At 38.4% G+C, this 13,973-nt stretch carries 14 protein-coding genes and 1 pseudogene; 5 read left to right on the top strand and 10 right to left on the bottom strand.

Annotated elements, in window-relative coordinates; genetic code table 11:
* Both AB7E63_RS12020 and AB7E63_RS12015 read left to right on the top strand, forming a co-directional pair.
* A pseudogene (locus tag AB7E63_RS12020) lies at positions 1 to 443 on the top strand (AMP-binding protein); the annotation flags it as partial.
* Between the two features lie 101 nt (positions 444 to 544).
* Positions 545 to 2,410, top strand: a complete 1,866-nt coding sequence (locus AB7E63_RS12015; RefSeq protein WP_006341632.1) for a hypothetical protein — start codon at positions 545 to 547, stop codon at positions 2,408 to 2,410.
* A gap of 4 nt (positions 2,411 to 2,414) precedes the next feature.
* Here the strand turns inward: AB7E63_RS12015 and ubiE are convergent, their stop codons facing one another.
* The 10 genes from ubiE to AB7E63_RS11965 all read right to left on the bottom strand — a co-directional run bounded on the left by ubiE (position 2,415) and on the right by AB7E63_RS11965 (position 12,498).
* A complete protein-coding gene (ubiE, locus tag AB7E63_RS12010) occupies positions 2,415 to 3,158 on the bottom strand; it encodes a bifunctional demethylmenaquinone methyltransferase/2-methoxy-6-polyprenyl-1,4-benzoquinol methylase UbiE (RefSeq protein ID WP_006341631.1) in 744 nt (247 codons plus the stop codon).
* The gene (locus tag AB7E63_RS12005) at positions 3,155 to 3,361 is read right to left on the bottom strand and encodes a hypothetical protein (protein WP_006341630.1); all 207 of its coding nucleotides are present in this window, start codon (positions 3,359 to 3,361) and stop codon (positions 3,155 to 3,157) included. The genes ubiE and AB7E63_RS12005 overlap by 4 nt, the downstream gene beginning before the upstream one ends.
* Positions 3,362 to 3,385: 24 nt before the next feature.
* Entirely contained in the window at positions 3,386 to 5,395 is a 2,010-nt protein-coding gene (locus tag AB7E63_RS12000; RefSeq protein WP_036746289.1) for a DUF3604 domain-containing protein, read from the bottom strand.
* Positions 5,396 to 5,496: 101 nt separating this feature from the next.
* Entirely contained in the window at positions 5,497 to 7,059 is a 1,563-nt protein-coding gene (gene rny, locus AB7E63_RS11995) for a ribonuclease Y (protein WP_006341628.1), read from the bottom strand.
* A 94-nt stretch (positions 7,060 to 7,153) separates the two neighbouring features.
* Positions 7,154 to 8,509 carry a hemolysin family protein gene (locus AB7E63_RS11990; protein WP_006341627.1) on the bottom strand — a complete coding sequence of 452 codons (1,356 nt, stop codon included), beginning with the start codon at positions 8,507 to 8,509 and terminating at the stop codon, positions 7,154 to 7,156.
* Positions 8,510 to 8,525: 16 nt separating this feature from the next.
* Positions 8,526 to 8,984, bottom strand: coding sequence for an rRNA maturation RNase YbeY (gene ybeY, locus AB7E63_RS11985; RefSeq protein ID WP_006341626.1), 459 nt, complete (start codon positions 8,982 to 8,984; stop codon positions 8,526 to 8,528).
* A gap of 170 nt (positions 8,985 to 9,154) precedes the next feature.
* Positions 9,155 to 9,316 carry a small basic protein gene (locus tag AB7E63_RS11980; protein ID WP_006341625.1) on the bottom strand — a complete coding sequence of 54 codons (162 nt, stop codon included), beginning with the start codon at positions 9,314 to 9,316 and terminating at the stop codon, positions 9,155 to 9,157.
* Positions 9,317 to 9,351: 35 nt separating this feature from the next.
* Entirely contained in the window at positions 9,352 to 9,525 is a 174-nt protein-coding gene (locus AB7E63_RS11975; protein WP_006341624.1) for a hypothetical protein, read from the bottom strand.
* Between the two features lie 157 nt (positions 9,526 to 9,682).
* Entirely contained in the window at positions 9,683 to 12,121 is a 2,439-nt protein-coding gene (locus AB7E63_RS11970; protein WP_006341623.1) for a tetratricopeptide repeat protein, read from the bottom strand.
* 122 nt (positions 12,122 to 12,243) lie between these two features.
* Complete coding sequence (locus AB7E63_RS11965) at positions 12,244 to 12,498, bottom strand: hypothetical protein (RefSeq protein WP_006341622.1); 255 nt, start codon at positions 12,496 to 12,498, stop codon at positions 12,244 to 12,246.
* Positions 12,499 to 12,572: 74 nt separating this feature from the next.
* Between AB7E63_RS11965 and AB7E63_RS11960 the strand changes: the two genes are divergently transcribed.
* From AB7E63_RS11960 to AB7E63_RS11950, 3 genes are all read left to right on the top strand, one after another.
* On the top strand, positions 12,573 to 13,256 hold the full coding sequence (locus tag AB7E63_RS11960; protein ID WP_006341621.1) for a hypothetical protein: 684 nt from the start codon (positions 12,573 to 12,575) through the stop codon (positions 13,254 to 13,256).
* Positions 13,257 to 13,262: 6 nt separating this feature from the next.
* Complete coding sequence (tadA, locus tag AB7E63_RS11955) at positions 13,263 to 13,793, top strand: tRNA adenosine(34) deaminase TadA (protein WP_006341620.1); 531 nt, start codon at positions 13,263 to 13,265, stop codon at positions 13,791 to 13,793.
* A partial coding sequence (locus AB7E63_RS11950) for a hypothetical protein (RefSeq protein ID WP_428419581.1) occupies positions 13,774 to 13,973 on the top strand: 200 nt, incomplete at its 3' end. The genes tadA and AB7E63_RS11950, both read left to right, overlap by 20 nt.

Raw genomic sequence — 13,973 nt, 5'->3', positions numbered from 1 at the left:
TATTGACAGCCTATCTTGAATCGAGTAGGGGAGATATTCGGATTATAGATCCCAAGCGTGATGGCCTTTTTCAAACAGAAGATCGCGGGGCGATCGTTGGCCAAACATTAGAAATATTCGGAAGAGATCAAAATTTCTTCAAAATTGGTGGAGAAAGTGTTGATTTTGCAAATCTAGAAAAAATCCTAGAACAAGTGAAGATGCGGCTTCAAATTTGCTTTGATGTCGCTCTTATTCCATTCCCTGACGAGCGGTTAGGTCATGTCATTCATTTTGTGACAGATGCGGAATATCAGCAGGTTAGACAATTAGTAGAAATATATAATATTTCTGTTTTGCCTTATGAAAAAATTCGAAAAGTTCATTGCCTTCCATTTCTGCCTCGTTCGGCCACAGGTAAACTTTTACGAGGAAATCTAGTTAATATTATTGAAAGCTCATAAAATATTTTAATTTAATCAATTAATTGTGGGTTTCGGATTTAAAGTAAAAACTTAATATAATATAATTATATATATAATTAATCATTATAAGCAGAGGTTGTATGGCTGGGATTATTCCAAGAATTGGGGATTTAAATAATTCCGATGATTTTAAAGCTCTTTTAAGTGTAGAAAATGCCTCAAAATTGGCTTTATCTAAAAGTGGTAATTTAACTAAATCGAATTCTGGGATATTTTCGCGTAAAAAAAGAGATCGTGAAGTTAATCTACGGGTTAGAAATATTGTAAAGGTTTGTATTTCTACGATAGAAAAATGGAAAGAAGAAAATGGAGACCTGAAACTTACGGATCGAGAGCTTGAAGTTCGTAGAGGTTATTCAAAAGAGCAAATTAAAGAGATTCGGCAGTTCGAAAAAAATGTAAAGGAGATTTTCGAGAAGAAGTTAACTCCTCTAGTAAAAAATGATGTTGAATTACAGGTTTTATTAAATAATGCCAAGTTGCGCGATTTTTTAGACACTGGATTTTCGAATGGAATTATTCCACAAATAGATCTGTTGAATAAGAATGCAGATTTTAAGGCTCTGTTAAATTTAGATCCTTCCCGACTGACCCTTTCAAAAGGAAATTTAGCAAAATCAAATTTTTGGGGATTCTCCAGTGCAAAAAGCAAAAAAGAAGTGAATGCCCGTGTTGCATATATTGTAAAAGTTAGTGTCCAAGCGATAGAAGGCTGGCAGAGAGAGAATCGAGATAAAATCCTTACAGATCAAGAACTTGAGGATAAGGGCTATTCAAGAGAACAAGTCAAGCAGATCCGACAATTCGAGAATGATATGCAGGAGCTGTTCGAGGAAAAATTAAAGCCGTTTGTCAAAAACAACCCGAAATTGCGTTCTTTGTTAGCGAATAAAGAATTACATAATTTTTTAAATCCTAAATTAAAAGAATTACGTCAGCAAAAGAATCTCCTCAAAGAAGAACTTGGAGAAGATTCAGACCTATCAGAAGACTCTAGCTTTGAGCTGCCTAAGCTGACAGGAGAAGAAGAATCACAGAAGCTAACAAGGCAAATTGAAAAGGCGAAATTAGCGGCAAAATTTGGTCTTGTTACCAATGTTGGCAAAGGAAAAACTGGTGCTCACTTTGTGGAATGGGTTTCAAAGGATGGAAAGGGAGAGTTTAAAAAAATTGGGATTTTTAAGCTGAGCAATAAAGAGACCTCTTTATCAATTCGTATCAAAAACAAATTTAAGCAACTGTTCTTTGGTCAACTTTACTACTTAAATACAAAGAAGCTAGCTCAATCAAAATCGGAAGCTGCTGCTTTTGAAGTTTCAAAATTTTTGGATTTTCCCATATCACCAGGGGCTAGAGTCGTTAAGCTAGGGGATAAAACAGGAACCATGCAGCGATTTTTAAATGGTTATCAAGAAGCAGAGCAGGTTAGCTATTTATTGCAAAATCAGGACAATTTCACACCGCAAGGCTGGAAACAATTTCAACAAATGACACTTTTTGATTACTTGATTGGGAATCTCGATCGACATCATGAGAATTGGCTGGTAAAGCTGGATGAAGAGGGAAAGGTTAATGATATTAAAGCCATTGACAATGCAAATAGCTTTCCGGAAAAAAATATATTTGGGATCAAAGTTGCAGCGAGAAATCAATATAAATGGCGTAATTTTCAAATATCGGGTTATGCATATGATTCTGAGCTTTTGAATGATCTTCGCTCTCATTTAACTCCGATACAAGTGGGGCAAATGATTAGTTCAATTAATGACAGATTGCCTGGTTTTCTCAGTGATAAAATGGAAACGCTTTTGAAGGAAAGAGCACAGGCTCTTTATTTATTAGCTGATCCTGAAAGAGGGCCATTCACCCCCCAAGAGCTGGCTGAATATCGCACGCATTCTTCCATTAAAGCTCTTTTGAAGAGTGCGAAGAGCGAGCGGAAATAAGCAATTATTGGGATTCTGTGTGAAGAAAGGGTTTTTGGCAAATAAATAAGGTTGCAATGCCTCCAAATAGAGGAGACAAAGTAACTTGCTGAAAACCTTCCTCTTTAAGCATGCGTGAAATCTCACTCGGTGGAACAAAATTGTGAATACTAGAGCAAAGGTATTGATAAGCTTCACGATTATTGGTTAGCCATTTTCCGAGAAGTGGAAGAATCGTTTTTAGATAGATTTGGTGCCCAAATCGTAGCAAGCGATTCTGAGGTTTTGTCAATTCTAAAATCCCAAATCTTCCTCCTGGAGCGAGCACGCGATAAGTCTCCCTAAAACATTCTTGAGGTTGCTGAATGTTTCGAATGCCGTAGGCCAAAGTAGCCAAAGACACTGTTTCAGACTCTAGAGGAATTTTTTGTGCATCTGCTCGCAGGTAAGAAATTTGATGTCGCTGAAAACCTTTCACTAAAGATTTTTCCTTTGCGCAATCAAGCATTTCTTGGCAGAAATCGAGCAAATAGGCCTTGCGCTTTTTTTTCGACTGCGCTAGGCAGGTAAACGCGATATCGCCAGTTCCACAGCAAAGATCGAGCAGGACTTCTGATTCGTCATAGCCGCCTACATGGCGCACTAATTCCTGATTCCATTTTTTATGCATTTGAAATGAGAGAATTGCATTGGTTTTATCGTAATTTTGAGCGATGCTTCCAAACATTTTCTGAATACTTTCAGGATTCTCTTTGGTATATTTGCTCATGATTTCTTCTCATCATTTTTGTCGCAAAGTGTGCAGCTGAATTGGTCCCCACACTCATTATCTTTCTTTTGTGTGGGGTCTCTTCCGCAGGATCCTGGTTTAATTTTTGATTTTCCTGTCAGAAGCCATCCTAAACCCAATAAGAGGAGGGCGACGATGATTGCAAAAAATGCGATGATTAAAGTGGTGGTAAAATCAGACATCTGTTTCCTCTTATTGTTTTTTTGTTACTCTTCTGTTTCGTCATCAAAATCGTCGAAATCATCCTCATCTTCTTCATCTAAGTCATCTTCAATGATGATGGGCTTTTTAGATGGTTTGACTAGAGCTTTTGAATTCTTCTTAGGAGAAGGTTTCAGTGGCACGAGATCAACCCAAATCGGGGAACTCCATGCGATGTTTCCATCTTCTTGAATCACACGTAAGTAGTAATAAACAAATGGGGGCTTTTTATCTTTAGGAGTGAAGCACACCTTGTTTAAAGTTGTCATGTCGTCATAAGTGAAATTGAGATAATAGGTGTCAGATTTCAATGTATGAATGACAGTTCCATTCCGAATGATTTCAACCGATTTTAAAGGCGCTGTTCCTGCGACATAGCCAGAGATATGTCGGTTCACAATCAGACCGTGTTTTTCGGATGTGTCCATTTCACTCCCCATGGGCATACCAGCCAGGTAGAGTCCGACAATGATCCGTTCCCCTGTTGTGGCATAGCAAGAACGCTTATACAAGGCTTCAATTAAGGCATTGCGCGAGTGCTCTTGCGCAATAATCCCTGTCAAACCAGGAGAGTATTGCATTTGGTCGCCACGGAAAAAATCTGAATAGGCACCTCTGTCATCTAGTCCGCCTGCTACAAATCCAAAACGATGGTTGTTTTGCAGGGCTTTTTGGATAGATCCTTCTGCCGTTTCTTGAACGCCAGCTTTTCCCTGACATTGAATAGGTCGGGGGTTTCCTTCTTTCTTCGTACATTCGGAAGATCCCCAGGCATTGTATATTTCCACAACACGTTCAAACTCTGGATCAAATTCTTTAAAATTAAATTCGAATCCCTTTGCCATTGTGAAACAAGGAATAGAAATTAACTCTTTCGGAGAAAAGCTTTTATAGATTTTTTTCAAAGAGCTATATTTAACATCTTTTTTACGAAGGATTTGCTTGCCTTCTTTTGCGTAAACAATTTGTCTAATGCCCTCTTCGCCTGGCTCTCCTTGCCATTGAAAGCCCACAAAAGTAGTAAAGCGATCGGCTTCATCAAATTCGGCAATATTTTGTGTGATCAGTTTCCACACTTCATTTGAAGTTTCTTCGATGTTTTCGAAGGAGGATGTTCCAAAAAAGTTGAAAGCTTTTTCATCGCGAATATGGCGTAAGCAGTTTTCAATATTTTCTGTTGAATCAATTCTTTCTGATTCACCATGAAGTAATCCCCAAAAAAGGCTTTGGTTACTTTCAGAGAAACACTTGATGGGTGAAGATTTGAAAACTTCTTTGGTTTTTGTGTTCAAGAGCTGAATTGTATAGATGCCAGGTTCATTGAAATAGAGGTTAGGAAGTGTGATAAAGCCAGTTTCAGGAACAAAGAGTTTCCATGTTAGGTTTTCTCGTAGTTGCTCGTAAGAAAGCTCAATCAGGGTGTCTTCAGGGGCATTGCTTGTTAAATTGCCAAACTGGTCTTCAAAACGGGCAATGACATCAAAGCGTTTATTTCGGGTAACGAATGAAGGGGTGATGACTTTTAGCGTACTTAGCACGTTTCCTCGAATATCCATGGAGAAAATTTCTGGATCTTCGTAATGGCCTTTGCCACTTGCATCGACATAAAGGAGGAAAGAGCGTCGTCTTTGCGCTGTTGTTTGGGTGCGGGTGCCTTTTTTATAACGAGAATCGTCATCTAATTTTGGGGATCCGACGATAATCGTAATATTGGAACCTGCTTCAACTTTATCAGGCAGAGTGAATTCAAATTGTGGTGTAAATCTTTCGGGAGTTTCAATTTCTGTGGCTGTTAAGAGCTTTCCATTTTCAAGCTCTGCATAGATCACATTTTTCCCTTTCTTTAAATTTGCTGAGGGGACTTCCCAGTCGATGTCACGTCCTTCGCTCATCAAATCAAATTTAAGACGGGTTTTTTTTGGTAACGCTACAGACGTTGTGTAAATAAACTTCCAAGTATTGACTTCCCCAGCAAAAGCATGATGAGGGTCGCAATAACAAATAGATCGACGCATGTCAGGGAACTCCATTATAAATGAGTGAGTCAGCAGTTTGCCTTATTCTTGTTTCTTTTTCAAGGGACAAGAATCTCTTTAAAGAAAAATTAAAAATCTTATTACGCTGCGTATTCGATAATTCTTTTTTCACGAATGAGGGTGACTTTAATTTTCCCGGGGTAAGTTAGTTCTTTTTCAATTCTCTTTGTAAGATCTCTGGCCAAATTCAGAAGGGCATCATCATCGATGATGTCTGGAAGAACGACTACGCGAATTTCTTTGCCAGCCTGTAAAGCGTAAGCTTTTTCAACACCTGGAAATTCAGCCGCAATCTCCTCTAATTTTTTTAACCGTTTCATGTATTCTTCTACCGCTTCAATTCTGGCACCTGGCCGGGAAGCAGAGATTGTATCAGCCGCGCTGCAAAGGCTTCCTTCAATTGTGATAGGGTCAATTTCGAAGTGGTGGCAACCAATTCCATTGGCAACTTCTTGGCTCTCTCCATATTTTAATGCAAAGTCGCGTCCAATGAGGGCATGTGTGCCTTCATATTCGTGGGAAACAGCTTTGCCAATATCATGTAAAAGTCCAATCCTTTTAGCTAAACGGATATCCAGTCCGAGTTCTGCAGCCATCATGCCCATTAAATGGGAGACTTCTAAGGAATGATCTAAAACGTTTTGCCCATAGCTATAGCGATATTTTAATTTGCCTAGAAGTAAAATGAGTTCAGGATGAAGAGAGATCGCTCCCGCTCGAAGGGCGGCATCTTCCCCGTGTTGTTTAATTTTCTTTTGTATGGCTAGGGTAGCTTGTTCAACAGCCTCTTCGATGCGCGTTGGGTGGATGCGTCCATCGGCAATTAAATCGGACAAGGCTATTTTGGCAATTTGAAGGCGAATTGGATCAAAGCCCGATAGGACAATTGCCTTGGGGGTGTCATCGATAATGACATTGACTCCTGTTGCGCTTTCAAGGGCGCGGATATTTCTCCCTTCGCGTCCAATGATTCTTCCTTTCATCTCTTCATTTGGGATTGAAATGGTGCTGACGGTTGTTTCGGAGGTGCAAGGAACAATTAGGCGTTGGATGGCTGTTGCAATGATGCGCCTTGCTTCTTGTTCTGCATTTTCTTCCGCTTCTTTTTTTAAGCGACGAATCAGATTGGCTGCATCTGTTTTGACCTCATGATCAATCTTTTTCATAAGCAGTTCTTTTGCTTCATTCAAAGTAAAGCCGGAGAGCTGCTCTAGTTCATGTATGAGTTTTTGATGGGTTTCGCTCAGCTGTTTTTTTTCTTCTTCTAATTGGGCTTTTCTTCCAATTAAAACAGCTTCTCGTTTTTCAATGTCAGTTAGCTTCTTTTCAACCAAATTCAAGCGGGTCTCCAGTTTATCTTCTCTGGATTTTAAACGATCTTCTTCGCGTTGAATTTTTTTTCTTTCTTGTTGCCAAGTCTGTTCTTGTTCGCGCTGATGCTCTAGTTGCATTTGTTTAATCGAGAGTTCTGCATGTTTTTTTAGGTTGATTGCTTCTTGCTGGGCCTGGTGGAGAATATTTTGAGCGATTTGCTTGTAATTTCCTGATTTTATGCGATGGATGCAATAAACAATTAGAGCACCCAGGCATATCCCAAAAGCAAAAAGGGACGACGCCACGAATAAGGGAGAGTCAAACGTCATATGACGGGCCTTTTATACATATTTTCAAAGAACTTATGGGTATTCTCTAATAAAGTGAGTTTTTCGGCAAGCCTGTAACGCCAAGTCATGATGTTTATGTAGTAGAGGAAATATCTTTAAAATGAGGGATAGGACGCAATTTGACTTTTTCGACGCATCGATCATTGGATTGCAGAATCTCAATTTCAAAATTATCGCGATGAATGATAAATCCTTTTGAAGGAATAGATCCGGCGCAATGAAAAATATAGCCACCGATCGTATCGTATTCTCCTTCTTGAGGAATTTTAATATCTAATTGCTCATCAATGTCAAGGATGCTCATGCGCGCGTCGATAATCCAGGATCCATCTGGCTGGGGGATGAATAGCTCTTCTTCATCGTCGTATTCATCGGCAATATCACCCACGATCTCTTCAAGAATATCCTCAATGGTGACAATTCCCTCTGTTCCGCCGTATTCGTCAACGATAATGGCTAAGTGGACTTGTTTTTTTCGAAATTCTTGTAATAGCGCAGAGATTTTTTTTGTTTCCGGTGAGTATAGGACATTTTTTTGAATGGTTTCAATAGGAGCGTCAAGGATATTTTGATTTTTGTTGTTTTGTTCATACTCCATATATTTAGCCATTAAGTCTTTATACATGAGGACTCCTACAATGTTATCCACTGTATTGCGATAGACGGGGATGCGGCTGTATCCTTCTTTTTCCAAAAGCTTAATGGCATCTTTAATGGTGGTGTCAACGGGCAGGCTAAAAATATTAACACGTGGCACCATGACTTCTCTGGCGATGCGTTCCTTAAATTCTAAAACAGATTCAATCAATTTTTTATCTTCTAAATCGAGAGAGGGGCTCACTTGTGATTCTTCAATGAGTTGAATGATTTCTTGTTTTGCTTTGGTGGCGGGCTCTTGTAAATGATTAAAATACACCGTGCGGGATAGTCTCTCAGAAAATTTTAAAAAGACATATGAAATGGGGAATGCGAGAAAGAGAAAAATCGAAGATACAAAAGCGCTAAGATGAAACATAGAGTGAGGGAAGCGGTTGCCTAATATGCGTGGAAGATAATCTGTGATCAGAAAGGAAAAAAACAAAAACAAAAAAACAAGAGGGATAATCCAAGCAAGTGCAAAAAGAGAAAAGTTTCCGGTAAATAAAGAGAGAAAGCTTTGTGGGAACGCTTCCAAAATGAAAAGGAGGATTGAAAAAGCATAGCAAAAGCGGCATAGATTTTGAGCGCTTGTCACAGCAAAAAACAACGCATCTTCATGTTGTTTAGGAAACGCATATTCATGGAAGCGTTGATAGAAAAAATGAGAAGAGATGGCTTCGAACTCGCTATTACTTTTGTGAATGCGTCTCAATGCGCTATTTAAAGCGGTTAAAAAAAAAGCTCCGGCTAAAAAAATCAACGAGAGAGTTAAAGTAATGGCAATGGACAAGATTCCTCCTAAGAAATCACTTTTGAATAGATGTTAACAGTAAGCCCAGTGCAGCAAGATGCTCGAGATGTTTTTTTTCTGCGGCTCTCATTGCTTTTTGGTCCGTTTTTTTTATGTCGTCATATCCCATAAGGTGCAAAAGGCCGTGGATTGTATACAGAGCTGTTTCGGTATACGGATCTCCCCCATGCTGTTCAGTGTATTTGACGGCTGTTTCTGGGCAGACAAAAATTTCTCCCAAAACTCTGTAATGAGTTTCTTCGGGGCCGTCGAGGGGAAAGGAGATGCAGTCCGTTGGAGAGGGGTCATTGAAATATTGTGCATGCAGTTCACGCATTTTTTTGTCTGAAATGAAGTGGATGATGACTTCGTGGCACAGCTCATTTTCCAGGTGTATAACCTCTTGAACAATTTTTTTGATAGAGGTTTTGGGAAGTTTGAGAACTTTTTGTTGATCAGTGATACGTATCTTCACGCTTTTTACCGCAGGTGATTATCAAAATGTTATGTTATCTGATGTTGAGAATTGTTCTCAAATATTTTATTGGTAGTAAGGGAATTAAATAGAATAAAATCGGGCGAGCACGAAAAAAATTAAACCCAACAGCGTTGGGTTTAATTATCATGGAGACTTGAAAATGAAAATTATTGCTGAATAAGTGTTTTGGGAAGACCCGTAACACGCTTATTTTCACCATCTTTCCAGCGGCCTAATTTACGCAAAACATCGATTCTTTCAAATCGTTTCAGAACGTTACGCTTAGTGGCTGCTTTGCTTGAACTGCCGAAGCTTGGGTGTCTAGACATAAAAAACCTTACAGTTGAATATTCAAATTAGAAAATTACTTAATTTTAGGAATGAACGCCGTTTTTGCAACATCTCCTTCGAGAGCATTAGCGTGTTCTTTAAAACCTAAAGCTAAACGATCTTTTAATGGACCTGTTTTTTCTTGGGGAGGTCGGTGCTTTCGAGGAAAACGAGAGCGTCTTTCTTGTTGCTTACTAATTCGAACCATTTTTTTCTCCTAAATACATTGACTGCAATTACTATACTGCAAAATACCTAAAGTAGGCAAGCCTTTTCTTTCTTAAATGACACAAGCTTTTTAGGGTAATTGTGAGAGTTTTGCGTCTTTAAATTCTATGTTTAATGACTCCTTTTATAAGAGGTGTCTATTCAATTGGTAGACCCTGAAGAGCTCGATCGGCCATATCCAGTAATTTCCCCCCAAAAGGCTCATCTGAGAAAACAAGTTTTCCCTCAGAATCAACTTCGCCCTCATCTTTAAAGGATTCGGGATTTTTCGCTAGTCTTAAAAGTGTGTTAATCTTTTTTACAAAAAGATCTCTAGCTTGATTGATATCACTCATTTGTTGTGTATCAGTGTTTTTCTTCCTGTCGGGGTGGTTTTGTAAGTTTTTAGTCTTATAGATACGATTTAATTGTTTAAATGAGATATTTTCATCGGTTATTTGCATCGATTCCAAAAACACTTTTTTAGATTGAAGTAAGCCCTGACGTATCCAAGCCTCTAAATTTTTTAAGATGTTTAGGGCGTCTGGGTTTCCCGCTGCAGCTGCTAATTGATAAAATCGATATGCTTTATTATAGGAATGCTCCTGTCCATTGATTCCGTGCTCATATATGCGACCCATGCTATAGATTGCGCGATGATAGCCTTGTCCTGCCGATTTTGCATACCAGTCAAAAGCGAGGGCCTCGGATTTTTCTAAACCTTCAAAACCTAATTCGTGAAGCAATCCCAATTTATATTCAGCTCTGGCGTATTTTGATTCCGCAGCTTTTTGATACCATTCTAAGGCCTGTGATTGAGTGCTGGGGCGACTTTCGTAAATATTTGCAATTAAAAATTGAGCCTCACCCCTTAGGTTTTGGTCAGATCCTTCAAGATTTTCGCTTTCTTTCTCAAATTCTAAAAGCCATCTTAAAGAATCAATATTAGATTTAGTTCTAAGCAGAAGTTTTCCAACGTAGAATTTTGAGGGGACATGGTTGCTTTTGGCAGCTTTTAAAAACAGCTTCAAAGCTGCTCTGGGTTGTTCGCCTTGTAAAAGAATGCGTCCAAGTAGATATTGAGCATCCAGTTGATTTTTTTCTGTGGCCTTCTTGAGAAATGAGATGCTTTGTTTGAAATCATGTTTTTTAAAAAAGAGAAGGCCCATATAATATTCGGCTTCAGGGTTGCCGTTTCTTACCGCAACTGAAAGAAATTGATGCGCTTTAGCAAGATCACCATTCAAAAGAGCTGTTTTGCCAATCGGAAGGGCAACTTCTATTGCCTTTAAGAGGGAATTGTGTCCTCCTTTTTCGTAACAAGCATAGGCGTTTTCAAGTGATGGGGTGGTACTACTTCCTTCCTCATGCATTATGCCTAAGTGATGAAAAGCTTTTTGAACACTGGATTTATCCTGTGGAGATAGGGAGTCTTCTTTTTTTGTCACCTCTAGGAAATACTTTTCTGCCATGGGGTAATTTTGTTCGACACCGTGGCCCTCGTAATACATCCCTCCAATTTTGACTTGTGACTTTGAATGGCCTTGTTCTGCAGCTTTTAAAAACCATTGAAAAGCGTTGGCAAAATCTTTCTTTTCTTCATAGCTAGAACCTAGCTCATGCTGAGCTAATATGTGCCCGGACTGAGCAGCTTTCGAAAGCCAATAGGAAGCATTTTTTAAATCCTCTTCGTCCAGATAGCTTTGCGCAAGTCTATATTGGGCTTCAATGTTATCTTTTTCAGCTGCCTGTTTAAAAAACTTGATAGCTTTGAGATTGAATTCTTTTTTTTGATAAAATTGACCTAGAATTAATGTGGCTTCAATGTTTCCTGTATTGGCCAGCTTTTCGATATCCTGTGCGACCGATTTTTGGAGGGGAGTATCTTCTGCTTTCAAAGCTTCGGTTAAGTATTCCAGAGCTTTTGCTTCAGATTTTTCAACTCCATAGTCACCTTCAATATAAAATTGCCCCATCATCTTTAATGCAGTTGGAACTTTTTTCTCAGCTAATTTTTGGAGACCTGGAATGGCTAGTTTTTTCGCTTCATCCCCTTCTTTTTCCATCACTTGAGTGAGGTACTTTAAAGCGCTTTCATCAGATTGGGTGTATCCATGGGTTCCTTGTGCATAAAAATTACCTAACATGGCTAAGGCTTCTGGGTCTTTCATTTCGGCCAGTTTTTCTACCACCATTTTCAGAAAATTTTGGATTTCTTCATTATCCGCTTGATTGGCTTCTTTTTTGAAATAGCCGAGAGCTTTTACTAAGGATTCTTTATCTTCATGAGTTGCTAATTTCCTTGCGCAAATAAAGGCGATTTTCTCAATCAGAGAATTATTATCTAATTTTTCTAATTGTTTGATATCAGAGTTATTGTTTTTTATCCATTTAATTGCGCTATTTTTATTTAGTTTCCACGATTGGTTTGAATCTGGGGATTTGACGGTAAGTGTTCCTTTTCCAATTCCTATTTTTTTGAATATATTTTTTATAACCGCTTGCAAGAAACTGTTAGTTTTTATTCCCTTTTTATCAGCTTCTGTCTCAAAAAATAATCTTCCGTCTTTATAGCTAGGAGTAAAGTGAATCGACATAATAAACCCTTAATAAATTTTATAGGATTTATTATAGCATGGATAACCAATATTTTTATAGTATTTCTAATACTAACTATAAAAATTTTGAGGAAAAGAAAACAAAGAAGACTACGATAATTTTAGACTTTTGTATCTAAAATGACATCAATATACTCGGGAAAAAGTCCTGTGGGGTCTAAATGGGTCACGACTTTAAAAGGAATGGTGATATTTCCTTTATATTTCTCCATTTGCAATTCTTCCCAAACTTTCTTTTTAAGTTCATCTGAGACTTTTTCATGTCTATATTTTTTGAGGAGTTTTTTGATGTATAGCTGCTCTTTTTGGCGATAGATGTCTTGACCGTAAAAGGGGTGTTCGTGCTGATCTTCCATATCTCCACTTGCTTTTTGCTGGTTGACTTGCTAAAGTTTTGTCTTTTGCAACTCTATATTAAAAGGGAAAAACTATGCTTAGAGATACCACATATAAGGAAAAATTTGCGATCTTAAAAAATTGGATGCCTCAAATTATTGAGCCTTTGAAAAAAGATCTCAAAAATGACCACCTAAAAAACGATTGGGAATTTTTTAAACGTTATTTTGCATCAAAAAATTTCAATAAATTAACAGTAGAAGATTTCGTTTCAGCTTATTCGCAAGCAATTGAGGAAGTGGAGCCTGAAAGAGCGGAAGAAATTGCGGAGTTTATTGCAAATCGTTGGTTAATGCGAAATGCTGAACTTTATGAGTTTTTTGAAGGCAAACTTAATCAAATTAATCCTAATTTTCAAGACATTCAAGAATTGTCTCCAGAGCAATCGAAAGAAATCTTAGATGATGCGTTAAATCAATTTGGTTCATTTCGTACATATGTGTTTTCTATTTTAAATTCAGTTGTTTTCCCACAGATTGTTTATGAAGATCTCCGGAAAAAAGCAGATCAGCACATTGACCAAACCCTTAAACAACAAGAATTAGATAAGCAAGAGCGTTCTCTCGAGGCTATTAAAGGTTTCTACGAGCAGCAAATGGCGCGTATGCAAGACAAGTATGAAAAGAAATTGAGCGGTATGCAAAAGAAATATGTGCATGATGTGGAATCCCTAAAAAAACAGATTTCTGCTTTGCAGCGTAAGTTAGGTGGGCAATAAGATTTTATGTCAGCTTTTCCATTTGCAATTATTCCCCAAGATGAAGATGAAAAGTTTATGCTTGAAGCGCTAAAACAAGCGTGGAAAGCTTTTCAAGCAAAAGAAGTTCCTGTGGGAGCTATTTTGGTTCACGAAGGAAAGATCATTGCTAGGGGTTATAATCAAGTGGAATTGCTGCGTGATGCAACAGCACATGCTGAAGTGTTGTGCATTACAGCAGGAGAGGCGGCACTGTCCAACTGGCGTTTGAGTCAGTGCAAGCTATATTGTACGATTGAACCTTGTGCTATGTGTGCCGGAGCTATGCTGCTTTCCCGTGTAGAAGAGTTGATTTGGGGCGCTCCTGATATTCGTCACGGGGCAAATGGAAGTTGGGTAAATCTGTTAAATATTCCACATCCAACCCATCAAATTAAAGTGAAAAGTGGTATCTTAAAAGATCCATGTGCTTTATTGATGAAACAATTTTTTCAAATACGCAGGCAGGAAAATACGAAAATCAACGGGACATTACAAAGTGATTTGGAAACAGATTGAGAATTGTTTAGATGAAATGATTGAGTATCAGCAAAAGTGTCTACTTGCACAGGGACGACAGCTTGTAGATGGACTGACGAGTGATGATATCCTGCAGCCTAATGATTTTCCAGATCTGGAAGTAAATCCCCATTTTCGATACGAAGAAGGGCAATTAGCGGGACTGCAATCCGCACGTAT

The organism is Parachlamydia sp. (assembly GCF_050255895.1).
Lineage (GTDB): Bacteria > Chlamydiota > Chlamydiia > Chlamydiales > Parachlamydiaceae > Parachlamydia > Parachlamydia acanthamoebae.
Note: the sequence above shows the minus strand (reverse complement) of the source record. Positions and strands in the feature narration are given on the sequence as shown.

Excerpts from the sequence above, each read along its gene's own strand:
- AB7E63_RS12015 (WP_006341632.1), top strand. The coding sequence starts at position 545 with ATGGCTGGGATTATTCCAAGAATTGGGGATTTAAATAATTCCGATGAT.
- ubiE (WP_006341631.1), bottom strand. The coding sequence starts at position 3,158 with ATGAGCAAATATACCAAAGAGAATCCTGAAAGTATTCAGAAAATGTTT.
- AB7E63_RS12005 (WP_006341630.1), bottom strand. The coding sequence starts at position 3,361 with ATGTCTGATTTTACCACCACTTTAATCATCGCATTTTTTGCAATCATC.
- AB7E63_RS12000 (WP_036746289.1), bottom strand. The coding sequence starts at position 5,395 with ATGCGTCGATCTATTTGTTATTGCGACCCTCATCATGCTTTTGCTGGG.
- rny (WP_006341628.1), bottom strand. The coding sequence starts at position 7,059 with ATGACGTTTGACTCTCCCTTATTCGTGGCGTCGTCCCTTTTTGCTTTT.
- AB7E63_RS11980 (WP_006341625.1), bottom strand. The coding sequence starts at position 9,316 with ATGTCTAGACACCCAAGCTTCGGCAGTTCAAGCAAAGCAGCCACTAAG.
- AB7E63_RS11975 (WP_006341624.1), bottom strand. The coding sequence starts at position 9,525 with ATGGTTCGAATTAGTAAGCAACAAGAAAGACGCTCTCGTTTTCCTCGA.
- AB7E63_RS11970 (WP_006341623.1), bottom strand. The coding sequence starts at position 12,121 with ATGTCGATTCACTTTACTCCTAGCTATAAAGACGGAAGATTATTTTTT.
- AB7E63_RS11965 (WP_006341622.1), bottom strand. The coding sequence starts at position 12,498 with ATGGAAGATCAGCACGAACACCCCTTTTACGGTCAAGACATCTATCGC.
- AB7E63_RS11960 (WP_006341621.1), top strand. The coding sequence starts at position 12,573 with ATGCTTAGAGATACCACATATAAGGAAAAATTTGCGATCTTAAAAAAT.
- tadA (WP_006341620.1), top strand. The coding sequence starts at position 13,263 with ATGTCAGCTTTTCCATTTGCAATTATTCCCCAAGATGAAGATGAAAAG.